The sequence below is a fragment of the Streptacidiphilus alkalitolerans genome, from assembly GCF_042511045.1.
In the GTDB taxonomy this organism is placed as follows: domain Bacteria; phylum Actinomycetota; class Actinomycetes; order Streptomycetales; family Streptomycetaceae; genus Streptacidiphilus; species Streptacidiphilus alkalitolerans.
Genome location: NZ_JBHEZX010000002.1, coordinates 144,947 through 159,986, shown reverse-complemented (window position 1 = coordinate 159,986; position 15,040 = coordinate 144,947). Strand labels below are relative to the sequence as shown.

Here is a 15,040-nt window from a genome sequence, read left to right as displayed (position 1 = left end):
ACCTCAGGTGGATGGCGGGGTCACGGCGTGGGCGAAGCCGCTGCGGTAGGCGGTCGGGGAGACGCCGACCTTTCTGCCGAAGTGCTGCCGCAGTGACTCGGCCGAGCCGAGCCCGCTGAGCCGGGCGACCCGCTCCACCGGCAGCGTGGTGGACTCCAGCAGTTCCCTGGCCCGGTCGACGCGCTGTTGGAGCAGCCACTGCAGGGGGCTCAGTCCGGTCTCGGCCCGGAACCGCCGGGTCAGGTTGCGGACGCTGGTGTTGGCGTGCGCGGCCAGGTCCTTGAGGGTCAGTTCGTCACCGAGTCGCTCCAGCGCCCACGCCCGGGTCTCGGCGAGCCCGGTGCCGCGTTCCGGCGGTGCGGGCGACTCGATGTACTGCCGCTGCCCGCCGTGCCGCACCGGCGCCACGACGGCGAGCCGGGCCACGTGGTTGGCGACCGTCGCGCCGTGGTCGAGGCGGACCAAGTACAGGCACAGGTCCAGGCCGGCCGCGACGCCCGCCGAGGTGAATACGTCACCGTCGTCGGTGTAGAGCACACCGGCGCGGACGTCGACGCGCGGGAACCGCCGGGTGAACTCCTCGCTGTAGGGCCAGTAGGTGGTCGCGGGCCGTCCGTCGAGCACGCCGGCCGACGCCAGCGCGAAGGCGCCGGTGCAGATCGACGCGACCCGCCGCCCGGCGCCGGCCGCCTGTCTCAGGGCGTCGAGCACCTCGGGGGCGAAGTCGTCGCGTCGGCCCGATCCCGTGACGATCACCGTGTCGGCGTCGCGAAGGGCGTCGAGTCCGTGGTCGACGACCACTCGAACGCTGCCGGTGGTCGCCAGCACGCCGGGCTCGGCGGTGCAGACCACCACGTCGTACGCCGGGGCGCCGTCGACCTCCACGACGGAGAAGACCAGTTCCGGGATGGCGAGATCGAAGGCGGTCACGGGCGGCACGGCGATGACGGCAATGCGGTGCATGTCCAGATCCTTGGGCATCGTGGCATTCAGGCCACTACTGTACGGCGCGGGCGCGCCCGACGATGGAGGAGCAGAGCGGCAGGCCAGCAGAGCGGCAGGCCACCCGGCCACCAGGCCGCCGTCCATGCGCGACACGAGGAGAACCCATGCCACTGAAGGTCGTTGTCGGTGCCGGAGCCACTGGCATCCCCACCGCGCTGCTGCTGGCCGAGGCCGGTCACCGGGTCCGGCTGGTCAGCCGCCGGGGGAGGGGACCCGACCACCCGGGCGTGGAGGCGGTCGGCGCCGACGCCACCGACGCCGCCGCGCTGACCGAGATCGCCCGCGGCGCGCAGACCCTGTACAACTGCGCGATGCCGCCCTACGACCGCTGGCCCGCCCTGTGGCCTCCGCTGGCCGGGTCCCTGCTGGCAGCCGCCGAGCAGACCGGGGCCGACTACGTGATGGTCGGCAACGTCTACGGCTACGGCCCTGTCGACGGCCCGATGACCGAGGACCTGCCGCTGGTGGCCACCACCGCCAAGGGCCGGGTACGCGCCCGCATGTGGCAGGACGCCAAGGCGGCGAACGAGGCAGGGCGGGTACGCGCCACCGAAGTGCGCGCACACGATTTCCTCGGCCCCGGAGCGGTCTCGTACTACTCCCTCACCGTGCAGCCGGCAGTCCTCGCCGGGCAGGACGCGACGTTCTTCCCGGCCGACCTGGACGCACCCCACTCGTGGACGTACACGCTCGACACCGCTCGCGCGGCCGTCGCGGCAGGCGAGAGCGAGACGTCCTGGGGGCGCGCCTGGCACGTGCCCAGCACCAGCGACGCCTCGCTGCGCCGGCTCACCGAGATCCTCGCCGAGGCCGCGGGCACGAAGCCCTCCCTGGCCGCGATGACGGATGAACAGTTCGCGGCCCTGGCAGCGGCCGACCCGATGGTCGCGGAGGTCGCGGAGATGCTCTACATGGTCCGGCGGCCGGCCGTCCTGGACAGCACGGAGACCCGCAGGCTGCTCGGTGTGGCTCCCACCCCGCTGGCAGACGTGGTCGCCGAGATCGTGGCGACCGCGAGCACGCCGGCACCACGCTGAGCAGCCGCCGCAGGGCGACCGCCCAGCGGAACGCCGACACCCGTTTGGGACCTGTTCATCATGGGCGAGTCACGAACGTGTCGGCGGCCAGGATGTTCGTCAGCCACGCGGGCTCACGCAGCCGCAGGACGCAAAGGACGCAAAGGACGCAAAGGACGCACAAGACGCGTTCACCGGCCGCCAGTGGGGCTCTGCCGGTCGCTGTTGGCCCAGCCGCCGCGGCCGTCACCGCCGCGGAGGCCCGGAGCCCGCCTGGAGGCCGATGCCCGGATACGGGTCATCCAGGTTGCCGCCAGTCGCACACCCCTGTATGTCGGATCGGAGCAGCGATCACAACGATCACAGCGGCGATTGCGGTCAGTCTGTGGCGAGCAGGAACAGGTTCTCGATCTCGTGCTTGGCAACATCGGGTTCCTGGGACGGGTCGGTCATGAGTACTTGGAGCCGGCACCCCCAGACCGACCCGGCGTCGGTGTCGGACTTGTCGAATGTCAGTCCTTGGCCCTGTGCCCAGTCGAACAGTCCGGCGATGGCGGCAATGTGCTGGTCAGGTGAACCGGTGGAGGTCAGCGCCAGGTAGCGTCCGGCGGGCAGCACACCGCAGTGGACCTCGCGGTCCGGCGCCGTGGCGGCGGCGATCGGCACTCCGGCTTCGACCTGCAGTTCCCGCTCCATGTCGATGACGTTGAGCTTGATGAACGGGGCTCCGACCGCGGTGAGCCCGCGGGCGTCGAGCCAGGCGAAGAGGTGCGGGATCCGGTCGGCGACCACGTCGAACGTCTCCATCGTGATGGTCTCGCTGATCCCGACGTAGTGCTGTTCCGGACGGTGCACGATGCTGGGCTCACTCGGCATGGGTTGGCTCCTTGGCAGAGGGAGGAGGACGCAGGCGGACGACCGGAACCCTATAGTCAGCCGCTGACAGTGCGGCCGACCTGATCCGGAGGAGTACGAGGAGTACGAGGAGCAAGGGCTGACGGCCCGTCGACCGCAGCCGCCCGAACGGCCCGCCCCGCTGGCGCACCAGCTGCGGTTGGGGCTTGATGGATAGTGTCCTGCTCTCCAGCGGTGGTTTGCGGGACACTCGGCCGGTGCCCCAAGACCCGGTCTGCGCAATGGTCCCTGCTGGGCGGGCGGGGGCCATTCGCATGCCTGGACCGGTCCGCCGACGCGTTTGCGCGGGCCAGCTGACGGGGGATTGGCTGAGGGCGTGCAGCAACCTGCCCAGGGGCGGGAGCAGCAGGGTGGCGAGGGTCGCGGCCAGCAGCCAGCCGGCGAGGACGTCGGTGGGCCAGTGCACCCCGAGGTAGACGCGGTCGAGGCCGACGGACACGGCCCACAGGGCCGGCAGGACGACGGCGGGGCCGCGGGCTGCGGGGGAGTGCAGGTGGGTCAGCAGGGCGGCTGCCAGGGCGATCGCGATCAGCGCCGAGGTGGTGGCGTGCCCGGAGGGGAAGGCGTGGCCGGAGGCCTTGGCCGCCCAGTCCGCGTGGGGCGGGCGGGCGCGTCCGATCGCCGTGGCGAGCAGGAGCCGTAGTGCCTCCGCCAGCGCCAGGGCGCACACCCCGACCAGTGCGCCCCGCCACCACCAGAGCCGACTGGAGGTTGCCACGGCTCCGGCCAGCGCGGCCAGCGCGTAGGCGGGGCCTCCTGTGCCGGTGGCCGCCAGGTCGACCCCCAGGGTGGTCCAGGTGCTGGTGCGATGGGCCAGTGCCCAGCGGTGCACGGCGGTGTCGAGACCGAACGGTGTGCCGCTGCGGGTGAGCACGGCGACCGTCAACGCGGTGAACAGGGCAGCCGACACGAGGGCTGCCGTGGTCCGTGCGCTGAGGGGGCGGTGCGGGATGCGTACGCTCCATGCCATACCCCTTATTGTCTACTCCGTTGTAGACATTTGATTGCAGGGGGCGGCTCGGTCGGGTTGGCGGTGCTGCTCCCTGGTCCACGGTGCCGCTTGCGGCCTTCGGGGATAGGTGTCTTCTACATGTATCTGGGCAGATGTTCGTAGTCCGCGTGGAGTGCTGTCGGAGGGCTGTCGGAGTGCTGTTCGGGGAGGGACACCTTGAGTGTGAGTGAGCGTCTGGTTCTGATCAGTGCCAAGGGGTCGCGTTTCCACTGGGCTGAGGACTGTGCGGGGCGGCATCGGGCGGTCAGCAACAGTGAGTCGCTGGGCCGGATCCTGCATCCACCGCGGTGGGTGACGGAGGCTTACGCGATGCGGATGGGCAAGAGGCCCTGCAAACGGTGCACTGTTGGCGCCGGGTAGACCGCCGGGTCGACCGGTCACTGCCCGGCGGGGCTATATCGTGGTCCGATGGAGCTCGGTGCGAAGTTGCAGATCAAGCCCGGCCAACTGCTTGCGATTGTGGCCAGTGGCGGTGGGGTGCCGCAGATCGTCGTGCAGAATGCGACGAGGATTGACGCGCCGGAGCAGGCGGATGCGATCGTGGCCTTCGTACGCAGCCGCGCGGATCTCAGCGCCGACGCCGCCGCCGCGGCCATCGAGGGGGCTCGACTCGACAAGCTGGCTTGGATCGCGTACCCGAAGGCGGGTCAGTTGGGTACCGATCTCAACCGTGACCGCTTGTGCGAGGAACTCGCCGACAAGGGTGTCCGCCCAGTCCGCCAGATCGCCATCGACGAGGTCTGGTCCGCGCTCCGGTTTCGTCCGGCCTGATCTGGAACATCGACCGACCTGGCATGACAGCCGGTCCGGACGCCCAACACGCCGCCGCCGCGGCGCTCGTCGACCAGCAGAGGCGCTCCACCCACCCCACCCCGCCCCGCACATGGAAGCTCCGCGTCCGGGCCGAAGCCCACGTCGGCCGGGACGCCGCTGGGCGTGGGGCAGACGACGACGATCGACGACGATGACCGCATGGTGGCCCGGGCGGACCACCCCGACGTGTGCCATTTCGCCGAAGCCACGTGACCGGCCGGCCGGGGGAGAGGCGGCCATCGCAGTAGCATCGTCTGATGGCCAGGCTCCCACGCATTCAGTGCCCCGTCTGTGACGGCGTCTACGGTGGCGTTCCCACGACCGTGCTCGGCATGGTCGCCGTTCGCGACCACAAGACCGCGCCGCGTTCACTCTCGCTCTGTCCCGGCAGCATGACCCGGGTCCGCGAGAGCGGTGCACTCGCCTGGCAGGACGAGCTGCCGACCAGCCTCACCGCGCTGATCGAGCAGCCCGACGCGGTCCAGACGGAGCTCTTCCGCTGAACCCCTGGGCCATGGACGCCCACCGCCCAACGCCCAACACCCGATGGCGGCCGACGGTCAGGGCACGGTGCCGTGGGCGGGGGAGTCCGTCGCACTGTCGGGGACCGGCTGCCCTGCCCGCAGGGCCGTCCACAGCGCGCGGTCCGTTGCCGTGTCGGGGAGTACCCGGTTGGGATCGGCGCGGTCGTAGACCACTGGCAGCTGGATCATCTGCAGATTGCTGCTGTCGAGTCCTTTGATGCTGCCGGCGAATTTCAGCAGTCCGGGAAGGGAGCCCAGGTCGGAATCGGTGGTCAGCGACTTGGTCGCGGCGTCCGCGATTCGGTAGAGCTTGATCGGGTCGCTGAGTGACTTCTCCTGCTGGACCTTGGTCAGCACCGCGAGCATGAACCGCTGCTGGAGCTGGATGCGGCCGAGGTCGCTGCCGTCGCCCACGCTGTAGCGGGTGCGCACGAACTCCAGGGCCTGGGTGCCGTGCAGCGTGCTGGTGCCCGCGGGTATGTGCAGATGCGTGTACGGGTCGTCGATGGCCTGATCGACGGTGATGTCCACCCCGCCGAGGGCGTCCACCAGGTTCTTGAACCCGGCGAAGTCGATCTGGACGAAGTGGTCCATGCGCAGCCCGGTGAGTGCCTCCACGGCCTTGACCGTGCAGGTGGGGCCGCCGACCGAGAAGATCGAGTTGAACATGACCTGCTTCGCGGCCCGGATGTTCGTGCCCTGGGCGGTGGTGCAGGCGGGCCGGGGTACCAGGGTGTCGCGTGGAATGCTCACCACTACGGCGTCGGTTCGTCCGGCGGATATGTGCACCACCATCGCCGTGTCCGAGCGGGCGCCGGGGGTGTCGGCCGTGTTGTCCCCGATCAAGGTGCCGTTGGCGCCGGCTCGGGAGTCGGAGCCGAGCAGCAGGATGTCCTCCCCACCGGCGGCCAGTGGGGCGGGACGGTCAGGACCGAGGGCGTGGTCGATGTCGACCGTGGCTATGTTGCCCTTGAGATGGGAGTAGACCCAGAGGCCGGTCCCTGCGCTGCCGACCAGCAGGAACAGCATCACCCAGGCCACGCCCCAGAGGATCTTGCCCTTGCGGCTCAGCCTCCGACGACGGCGACCGGACTTCGCAGACGCCGGTGCAGGCGCCGGCTCAGTCTCGTCGTCATGCGCGTCATGCGCGTCGTGCGGGTCTTCGTGCTTGTCGTCGTGCTCGGCATCGGCCGCCGTGCCACCCTTCAGCAGCCAGTCCGCGTTCTCGTCACCCCCGGAAGGCGTGTTCATGCCCTCCTCGTTGTCCCCACGACCCATGCTCGAACGTCCTCCGGAATAGAGGGATTCCCTCCCTGCGATGGCCGATGGTCTCATATGAAACATGCGTTCTGGCCAGGTCCTATTGCGCGGACGCGCTCGGGGGCCGACGGCTGACACCGTCGCCGTCCCGCTGCAGGCTGCACTCGCGTCGACGGTTTGCGGATCAACACCGGATCAGCGACGGATCAACCTGGGTTCAACGGGACAAAAGGGTGCGTCGGATGCCTTGACCAACGCCCTTTCGGTGACGAATGGTTAGGGGCGTTCAACCCGCCGTCACCGGTTTCCGCGTACGCGCCGGATCCCGATGGGCCGGGGTCGCTTGTTCGAACCGACGCGGAAGGCACTTCCCAACCATGACCACAGCACCGAACCCCGGCGTCCAGAACCAGATGGTTCCGCTGCCCATCGGTACCCAGGTACGGCTTCAGAACGGCAGTACCAAGACGGTCCTGGACCACCGCTACAGCGGTGCGGCCAACGTGCTGCAGTACCTGGTCGACAAGCAGAAGGCGGACTGGCAGTCGGCCAAGTTCTGCACCGTCGTCCAGCCCGACGTCACCGCGCCGGTCAGTGTGCCTCAGCCTGAGCAGCAGGCCCAGCCGCTGCCCGGCGGGCGACTGGTGGCCCCGGCCACCAGTCATGCCATCGCCACCGACTCCGACCACCCGGGCGTCAGCGACCAGAAGATCCACCACACGCCCGGCGGGCTGCGGGCGATCCAACTCGAGGACAGGACCCGCCTCTTCGGGCCCAACGTCGCCGACCACCCGCAGATCCTCGGCCTCACTACCGTCACCGACCTCAAATTCACCACCCAGGCGCGGCTGACCATCGGCGACTACCAGCAGGACGAGCGCGGCCTGTACGTCAATGTGCTGGTCGAGGGCGTACTCGACAAGGTCGCAGTGCCGTACGACCTGATCGAGATCGTGCTCACCAAGCCCCTGCTGATCCCGGGCAAGCCGACCGAGGACACCCAACTGGAGACCACGCTGGTGGTGACTCCGCCGGTCAACGAGAACCGGATCCAGTTCGACGCCTTCTACACCTGGGCGCAGCTGGCCAGGCTGCTGGGCCTGCCGACCTCCGGAGACTTACGCCACACCGTGTGCACGGCCTTCCCGCAGTTGGGTGTCGAAGCCCGTTGGTACGAACGGCTCGCCTCCGGAACCAACGGCGTGAACCACACCAGCGGCGGCAACAAGCTCAAGGACGGCTCGGGTCAGATCGCCATGCGGCCGATCACTCAGGAGGACCGCAAGGCCTCGGAGGTGGTCCGCAACACGGATTGGAACCTGAGCGAGGTCCTGCGCGCCTCCCGCCCCGTCTACGTGTCCCACCAGGACCTGCTGCAGCCGGGCAAGGAGATGGCCACCACCCTGGAGGCCGAGTCCGAGTTCCTGGTCGAACCCGGCCAGTACCAGCACGTGCTGGGCAAGCTGACCGAGCTGCTGCACACCCCCGGCCTGTGGTCCAAACTCGGTATCGCCGACCTGGAGTGCGACGACCTCGACAAGGAGAGCGGGCAGGTGGTGCCGCGCGTTTCGAAGGACTCCTACTTCGACACTCCGGGGCTCCCGCTGCTCACCCGCGGAGTGGTGCTGCGCCGGCGCGAGGTCCCCAAGAAGGACAAGGCCGGGGTGTACCTGTTCGCGGTCAAGGGCCGTATGGTGGCGCTCGGCGGGACCGGAAAGGAGCGGATCAGGCTGGCGTCCCAGGTGCACCTGATCGACCCCGTCCAGCAGCCCCGGCTGGAGCGCTTCCTGGCCGACAAGTCGGTCGACAACGCGTTCGCCCGGGTGCTTGACGACGCCCTGCCCGGTTTCGACCCCTCGGGCGTGGCGATCCAGCTGGTCGTCAACTCGAACAGGGTGAAGTACACCTTCACCCTGGAGAACAGCACGACGGTCGAGTTCAGCGCGGACGAGGCGACCGCCACCTTCCACGGGAGATCGGCGACGCTGCACTGCATCGAGTTCGGCGTCGGACACCCGGGCCTGTTCATCGGTCAGGGATCGGGGACGCAGGGTTCCGGGGCACAGGGCTCCGGAACCAAGGCGTCCGCCGCCCCGGTGCAGCAGCAGCCCCAGGGTGGCACGCCGCTGATCATGCGGCCGTACCACGTGCCGGCCGACCTGGACAACCCGGCGCTGTTCGACAAGCGGGACTACCGCCAGTACCAGGCACTGCGGGACAGCGTGCTGGCCTACCTGTTCGGGACCCCCGAGCCGAAGCTCGAACTGGCCGGCAACAAGGCGCAACGACTGGCCCAGATCCTGGGAATGACCAAGGAGAAGTAGGGCGGCCTGTCGGCAGCTGTTCGCAACGATTCCCCCTGACGCCGTCTCAGGTGCGAATCGCTCGTCGGTACCGGGGCAGTGAGGAGCCTTGTTTGGGCTGTTCGGGTGAGGGCAGACGCGGCTCAAGGAGGATGACAACTATGGGTGCACTTCTTTTGGTTCTGCTGCTGGCCCTGATCCTGGGCGGTGCGGGTTTCGCAGTTCATATTCTGTGGTGGATCGCCATCATCGTGCTGGTCGTGTGGGCGCTGGGCTTTGTGTTCCGGGGTGCCGGAACCGGCGGGTCCCGCGGCCGCTGGTACCGCTGGTGAGCTGCTGACCGACTCCGTCGTATGTGCGATGCGCCGTCCCTCGTCGGGGCGGCGCATCGTCGTGTCCGGGCACGGTGCGGCCGGATCGGGGCCCACGGCGATCTTCCGGGCCCGATTGCTTGAGAAGTGGCGGCAATTGACCGGAAGCGCGTTGGGAGGCGCGGGGCGCAGGAGTTCGGCGAGAAGCATCCCGACGAGGTGTTCTGGGTGCCTGCAGACTGCGGCGCGGATCGCGGGTCTGCCGGGTGATCTGTCCAAGGCGGGTCAGGCCTGAACGGGGTGGTCGGGTGCTGTGGCCAGCGCGTGGGAACTCAGCCGTGGCGGGCGCCGAGGGCGATCACCAGTGCGAGGCCGATGACGGCTGCGAGGGTCACGGCGAGACCGCTGCCGTAGGACGTGGACGGGGCGGTGGCGAGGAAGAGCATGCCCGACTACTGCCCGAGACAGCCAGGGGGATGCTCAACGGTTCCGGTACTTCCGGAACTTGCTGGTCACGATGCCGACGCACACGACGACGGTGAGATGCCGAGGACCCCGGGGGCGTACGCACGGAATACCCGTGTGGAACAATTCCGATGATGCCCGCCATGGACTGGGCCATCCGGGGTACAGGACGGGCGCGGGCTCGTGCCCGCACACCTGAACAGCTCGCTCCGAAGGGGATCCCCCGATGCCGTCCAGCCTCCAGCACACCACAGTGGCGACCAGCACCGAGACGGCCGCCCGCCCGGTCACCGGGCCGGACGTGCAGCCGCGCGACGAAGCGGTGCTGTTCCCCGAGCTGGACCTTTCGGATCCGCGGAACGCCAGCGGGCCCGACGCGCGGGCGATGTCGAAGGTGCTGTTCGCCCGGCTGGCGGAGCTGGAGGAGGGGACGCACGAGTACCAGTACGTGCGCAACACCCTGATCGAGCTGAACCTGACCCTGGTCAAGTTCGCCGCCCGCCGCTTCCGCACCCGCAGCGAGCCGATGGAGGACATCGTCCAGGTCGGCACGATCGGCCTGATCAAGGCCATCGACCGGTTCGACCTCGGCCAGGAGGTCGAGTTCCCGACCTTCGCCATGCCGACCGTGATCGGCGAGATCAAGCGCTTCTTCCGCGACACCAGCTGGGCCGTCCACGTCCCGCGCCGGCTGCAGGAACTGCGGCTCACCCTGGCCAAGGCCACCGACGAGCTCGCCTTCACCGTCGGCCGTCCGCCGACCCCGGCCGAGCTCGCCGCCCACCTGGAGCTCACCGAGGACGAGGTCCGCGAGGGACTCGTCGCCGCCAACGGCTACACCGTCAGCTCCATCGACGCCGGCTCACCGGGCGACGAGGACAGCGGCGAGGGATCCGCGTTCACCGCCCGCCTGGGCGAGGTCGACCCCGGCATGGACCTGGTCGTCGACCTGGAGTCGCTGAAGCCGCTGATGGCCCAGCTGGGCGAGCGCGACAAGGCGATCGTATCCATGCGCTTCGGCGCCGAGATGACCCAGTCCGAGATCGGCGCCGTCCTCGGCCTCTCCCAGATGCATGTCTCGCGCCTGCTCTCCCGCATCCTGAGTCGTCTCCGCCAGCAGCTGCTGGTTCAGGAGTAAAGGGGGCGAAACCGGCCCTCATCCGCCCCGTTGCTTCGCTGGGAGACCCAGTACATGATCGCCAGCACTCCGGCGCCCGTTTCCACCGCTCAGGACACGGGTGGGTCCGAGGCGGCGGCACGCAAACAGCGCATTCGCCGCCGCCTGGAGCGGCTGATCGGTGTCGCCGCCACCGAAGGCAATGAGCTGCGGGTGCTGCGCAACGGGGACGAGATCTTCCCCGCGATGCTGGAGCAGGTCCGGGCCGCCGAGCACACCGTCGACATGATGACGTTCGTGTACTGGCGCGGAGAGATCGCCCGCGAGTTCGCCGCCGCCCTGGCCGAGCGGGCGGCAGCCGGTATCCGGGTCCGGCTGCTGCTGGACGGCTTCGGAGCCAGCCGCATCGAGCCGCACCTGCTGAACGCCATGGACGCGGCCGGGGTCCAGGTCGCCTGGTTCCGCAAGCCGCTGCTGCTGTCCCCGTTCAAGCAGAACCACCGCTGCCACCGCAAGGCACTGATCGTGGACGAGACCACGGCGTTCACCGGCGGCGTCGGCATCGCCGAGGAGTGGTCCGGCGACGCCCAGGATCCCGGGCACTGGCGCGACACCCATGTCCAGGTCCGCGGCCCAGCCGTGGACGGCATCGCCGCCGCCTTCGCCCAGAACTGGGCCGAATGCCACGACGTGCTCTTCGACGACCGCGACCGCTTCATCGAGCACACGCCCCGCGGCGAGGCCGTCGTCCAGGTGGTGCGCGGCTCGGCGAGTATCGGCTGGCAGGACATGCAGACCCTGATCCGGGTCATGCTCACCACTGCCCAGCACCGGTTCCGCCTGGCCACCGCCTACTTTGCCCCCGACGACTACTTCATCGAACTGCTCTGCGACACGGCCCGACGCGGCGTACAGGTCCAGATCCTCCTGCCAGGACCGCACACCGACCAACGCGCCTGTCAGCTCGCCGGACAGCACCACTACGCGGCCCTTCTGGCCGCGGGCGTCGACATCCGCCAGTACCAGCCCACCATGATGCATGCCAAGATCATCACCGTGGATCAGGTGGCCTCCCTGGTCGGCTCCACCAACTTCAACCGCCGCTCTCTGGACCACGACGAGGAGATCATGCTCGCCGTCCTCGACGAAGGCTTCACCGCCACCCTGGACGACCACTACGACCAGGACCTCGAACGCAGCGAGCCCATCGACCCCGCACGCTGGAGCCACCGCCCCACCAGCCAACGCCTGCGCGAACTCGCGGTCACCCCGCTGCGTCGCTTCCTGTAACGGGGAACCGAGGTCTCCGCAACCAGCTCGAGTGCTGGGCCCGCCGAAGCAGGCGGGCCCAGCAGGGGGTCAGATGCAGCTGCCAGGAGTGACTTCCACCAGTGGTGTGCCGTCCTGGTCGAGCAGTTGCAGGCAGTGCGGCGGTGTCCGGTCCTGGGCGGTGAAGTGCTCGCGGATGCGGGTCAGGACCTGGGGCAGGGCGGCCTGGGTGTCACTGGACACCGGGCCCTTCTGCAGCCAGGTCAAGGTCAGTGTCCAGTGCCGGGACGGGTCGGTGGTGGTGGACGGTGCGGGTTGGGCGGTGACGGCGATGCCGTCCAGAGCGGCGATGATCGCCGCCATGTCATCGGCGCGGATCCGCTGGGGATCCTCTTCTACCAGTGCTTCAGCCATGACCCCCGCGTACCCCGCATCACCCCTCACAGCCGCCCCACGGCCGGCGGAAAAGAAAACGACTCGCACCCCTGGGCCGCAGTCCGCAGAACTGCCGCACATTCAGCGGTCCGGCGTTCGCCGGATGTGCTGCGGAAACCGTCGGGAAATCCCCGTGTTTCCGGGTCCGAGAGGCGGGCAGGAGCGGTTTCGACACCGTACGGGAATGGCCCGGAACGGTGCGGATCTCTTTTGAGGAGCAGGCCGTGGGAATTGTCGCGTGGATTGTTCTGGGTTTGCTGGCCGGCATGATCGCCAAGGCGCTGCTCCCGGGCCGTGACCCGGGCGGCCTCCTGGTCGACCTGATCCTCGGTGTCGTAGGTGCGATGCTCGGCGGTTTCCTTGCCTCGGCTCTCTTCCACATCCACCCGCTGGACGGCTTCTTCGACGTCTCCACCTGGGTGACCGCGATCATCGGCGCGATCATCATCCTGGTCGCCTTTCGTGCGGTCAGTGGCCGAAGGGCCTGATTCTCCGTCCGCAGTCGCCGAAGGTGCCGCTCTCGAAATTCGGGGAGCGGCACCTTCGCGTTCTCCCGGTCTTTTCGAGGGTTGGGAATGGGTCACGACCGGCAGGGCAGGGCTCCGAATAGGACCTGCGTACGACAGGTGAAGCGCCGTCAGTCCGGGAACGACCGCGGGACCAGCGCCAATGGTGGGCCGGCCCGGCATGTGCGGTGACGGGAGCCGCTGGTCCGGGCTTGCCATTTCCGGCGCGGCGCGGCAGCGTATGGAGGTGACAGCAGATGTTGTCAACTGCCGAGAGACAGAAGTGAGTCAGCCCAGCCCCTGCTCATCGCGGGTGGCTGGACCCGTGGTCCTCCATGACACATTCCCCTGCCGCTGAGCACACACCGCCCACCGCCGTGATCGCCCCCCCGGACCTGTCAGTGGGGGCCGTCGGGGTTCCGGTGCTGCGCGCTCTGGTGGACTCGGTGGCTCCGGTGCTGGTGGTGGCGGGCGCGGAGCCGCGTGTGCGGCTGCACAACCAGGGCGCCCGCGCGCTCTTCCCGGCGCTGGGCGACAGCGACTCCTTCACCGCCCGCACGGTCGCGCCCTGGCTGGTCCGAGCACAGGAGCAGGGGCTGGCGGCAGTGGACGGCGCGGTGAGGGACCGGGTGTTCCGCGCCACCGCGCAGCAACTGCCGGGGGACTGCACCGGCTGGCTGCTCACCGACGTGACCGCGGAGCGAGCCGCGGTCCAGCGGCTGAGCGACGAGCGCGCCCGCACCCGCTTCCTGGTGGACGCCTCCTCCAAGCTCCTGGCCTCGCTGAACCAGCGCCGCTGCCTGCTGGTGACCGCGGAGTTGGCCGCCACGAAGCTGGCGGACGCCGCCGTGCTGGTCACCCCGGACCGCGGTCGGCGGGTCGCGGTGACCCGGATGGTACGCGGGGGGAAGGCCGAGCGGCTCTCCCTGACCGTGGACATCGATCAGGTTCCCGGACTAAGCGAGGCCTTGGCCGGGTTCCCCCCGGTCCCCTCCCGGTGGATCTCGCCGGACCTGGCACCGGACTGGCTGGTACCCGACGGTTTCGGCGACCTGGGCTCGCTGGTGGTGACCCCGCTTCCCGGAAACGGGGTCCCCGCCGGGGCGCTGATCCTGCTGCGGCGCACCGGGCAGGCTGGATTCGACGAGGACGAGGAGCTGTTCGCGCGGATCTTCGCAGCCCGCGCCGGGTCCGCGATCTCGGCCGCCGTGCTGTACGCGGAGCGCACCGAGACCACCAGCATCCTGCAGCGTGCCCTGATCCCGCCACCGATCACCCGGCTGGAGGGCATCGACCTCTCCAGCTCCTACCGTCCGGCGCGGTCGGTGGACCTGATCGGCGGCGACTTCTACGACGTCCACCCGCCACTGCGCGCCACCGGCACCGGCGACGAGGCCGCGGCCGGCGCGGGGGAGACCCTGGTGATGCTGGGCGACGTCTGCGGCAAGGGCACGGGGGCGGCGATCCTGACGGGCAAGATCCGCAACACCCTCGCCGCACTGCGCCGCCTCCAGCCGGACCACGGTGAACTGCTGCAGCTGCTGAACGCCACCCTGCTGGACGAACACGACACCCAGTTCGTGACCCTGGTCCTGGCCGGGGTCCTACCGGTGGAGAACGGACGCCTGCGACTGCGGCTGACCTCCGCCGGCCACCCGATCCCGATGATCATCCGGGTGGACGGCACCGTCGAAGCGGCCGAAACCCGCGGCACCCTGATCGGCGCGGTACCCGACACCACCTCCACCACGTGGACCACCCTCCTGCAGCCGGGGGAGGCCTGCCTGTTGTACTCCGACGGCGTCACCGAGGCCCGCGGCGGCCCCACCGGCCGTGAGATGTTCGGCGACCACCGCCTGCGCCGCACCCTGGCCGAGTGCACCGCGATGCCGGTGGAGGCCGTGGTGGAGCACGTCGCCCTGCGCACCTCGCAGTGGCTGGGCGGCGGCGAGCACGACGACATCGCCCTGCTGGCCATCGGCGCTCCCCGGCGCGGATCCCACCTGAGCATGGTGAACGGCCACGGACGGGGCAGGTACACCGGATGAGGCACCGCACCCGCCTCGACCCGACTCCGCACGACCGAGGA

The 15,040-nt window shown here is 69.6% G+C and carries 14 protein-coding genes; 9 read left to right on the top strand and 5 right to left on the bottom strand.

What is annotated here, in order from left to right:
* Positions 1-3: 3 nt before the first annotated feature.
* Positions 4-963, bottom strand: coding sequence for a GlxA family transcriptional regulator (locus tag ACEZDG_RS04530; RefSeq protein WP_380502572.1), 960 nt, complete (start codon positions 961-963; stop codon positions 4-6).
* A 146-nt stretch (positions 964-1,109) separates the two neighbouring features.
* Between ACEZDG_RS04530 and ACEZDG_RS04525 the strand changes: the two genes are divergently transcribed.
* Positions 1,110-2,042 carry an NAD-dependent epimerase/dehydratase family protein gene (locus tag ACEZDG_RS04525; RefSeq protein ID WP_380502569.1) on the top strand — a complete coding sequence of 311 codons (933 nt, stop codon included), beginning with the start codon at positions 1,110-1,112 and terminating at the stop codon, positions 2,040-2,042.
* Positions 2,043-2,399: 357 nt separating this feature from the next.
* Here ACEZDG_RS04525 and ACEZDG_RS04520 read toward each other — a convergent pair whose 3' ends face one another.
* Both ACEZDG_RS04520 and ACEZDG_RS04515 read right to left on the bottom strand, forming a co-directional pair.
* Positions 2,400-2,897, bottom strand: coding sequence for a GyrI-like domain-containing protein (locus ACEZDG_RS04520; RefSeq protein ID WP_380502566.1), 498 nt, complete (start codon positions 2,895-2,897; stop codon positions 2,400-2,402).
* Complete coding sequence (locus tag ACEZDG_RS04515) at positions 2,887-3,906, bottom strand: phosphatase PAP2 family protein (protein ID WP_380502563.1); 1,020 nt, start codon at positions 3,904-3,906, stop codon at positions 2,887-2,889. The genes ACEZDG_RS04520 and ACEZDG_RS04515 overlap by 11 nt, the downstream gene beginning before the upstream one ends.
* 450 nt (positions 3,907-4,356) lie before the next feature.
* Here ACEZDG_RS04515 and ACEZDG_RS04510 point away from each other — a divergent pair, with 450 nt between their 5' ends.
* Together ACEZDG_RS04510 and ACEZDG_RS04505 are read left to right on the top strand one after the other, a co-directional pair.
* Positions 4,357-4,719, top strand: coding sequence for a hypothetical protein (locus ACEZDG_RS04510; protein WP_380502560.1), 363 nt, complete (start codon positions 4,357-4,359; stop codon positions 4,717-4,719).
* 299 nt (positions 4,720-5,018) lie between these two features.
* Complete coding sequence (locus tag ACEZDG_RS04505; protein WP_380502557.1) at positions 5,019-5,264, top strand: hypothetical protein; 246 nt, start codon at positions 5,019-5,021, stop codon at positions 5,262-5,264.
* Between the two features lie 57 nt (positions 5,265-5,321).
* On the opposite strand, the gene ACEZDG_RS04500 is transcribed toward ACEZDG_RS04505, so the two are convergent.
* Complete coding sequence (locus tag ACEZDG_RS04500) at positions 5,322-6,536, bottom strand: LCP family protein (RefSeq protein WP_380502554.1); 1,215 nt, start codon at positions 6,534-6,536, stop codon at positions 5,322-5,324.
* A gap of 386 nt (positions 6,537-6,922) precedes the next feature.
* Here ACEZDG_RS04500 and ACEZDG_RS04495 point away from each other — a divergent pair, with 386 nt between their 5' ends.
* The 4 genes from ACEZDG_RS04495 to ACEZDG_RS04480 all read left to right on the top strand — a co-directional run bounded on the left by ACEZDG_RS04495 (position 6,923) and on the right by ACEZDG_RS04480 (position 12,031).
* Entirely contained in the window at positions 6,923-8,869 is a 1,947-nt protein-coding gene (locus ACEZDG_RS04495; protein ID WP_380502551.1) for a hypothetical protein, read from the top strand.
* Positions 8,870-9,009: 140 nt separating this feature from the next.
* A complete protein-coding gene (locus ACEZDG_RS04490) occupies positions 9,010-9,180 on the top strand; it encodes a hydrophobic protein (RefSeq protein WP_380502548.1) in 171 nt (56 codons plus the stop codon).
* Between the two features lie 670 nt (positions 9,181-9,850).
* Entirely contained in the window at positions 9,851-10,762 is a 912-nt protein-coding gene (locus tag ACEZDG_RS04485) for an RNA polymerase sigma factor SigF (protein ID WP_380502545.1), read from the top strand.
* A 54-nt stretch (positions 10,763-10,816) separates the two neighbouring features.
* Positions 10,817-12,031: a phospholipase D-like domain-containing protein gene (locus ACEZDG_RS04480; RefSeq protein ID WP_380502542.1), complete on the top strand. Its 1,215-nt coding sequence runs from the start codon at positions 10,817-10,819 to the stop codon at positions 12,029-12,031.
* 69 nt (positions 12,032-12,100) lie between these two features.
* Here the strand turns inward: ACEZDG_RS04480 and ACEZDG_RS04475 are convergent, their stop codons facing one another.
* Positions 12,101-12,424: a hypothetical protein gene (locus tag ACEZDG_RS04475; protein WP_380502539.1), complete on the bottom strand. Its 324-nt coding sequence runs from the start codon at positions 12,422-12,424 to the stop codon at positions 12,101-12,103.
* Positions 12,425-12,669: 245 nt separating this feature from the next.
* Here ACEZDG_RS04475 and ACEZDG_RS04470 point away from each other — a divergent pair, with 245 nt between their 5' ends.
* On the top strand, positions 12,670-12,933 hold the full coding sequence (locus ACEZDG_RS04470) for a GlsB/YeaQ/YmgE family stress response membrane protein (protein WP_380502536.1): 264 nt from the start codon (positions 12,670-12,672) through the stop codon (positions 12,931-12,933).
* A gap of 353 nt (positions 12,934-13,286) precedes the next feature.
* The gene (locus tag ACEZDG_RS04465; RefSeq protein WP_380502533.1) at positions 13,287-14,999 is read left to right on the top strand and encodes a PP2C family protein-serine/threonine phosphatase; all 1,713 of its coding nucleotides are present in this window, start codon (positions 13,287-13,289) and stop codon (positions 14,997-14,999) included.
* The last annotated feature ends 41 nt before the right edge of the window (positions 15,000-15,040 follow it).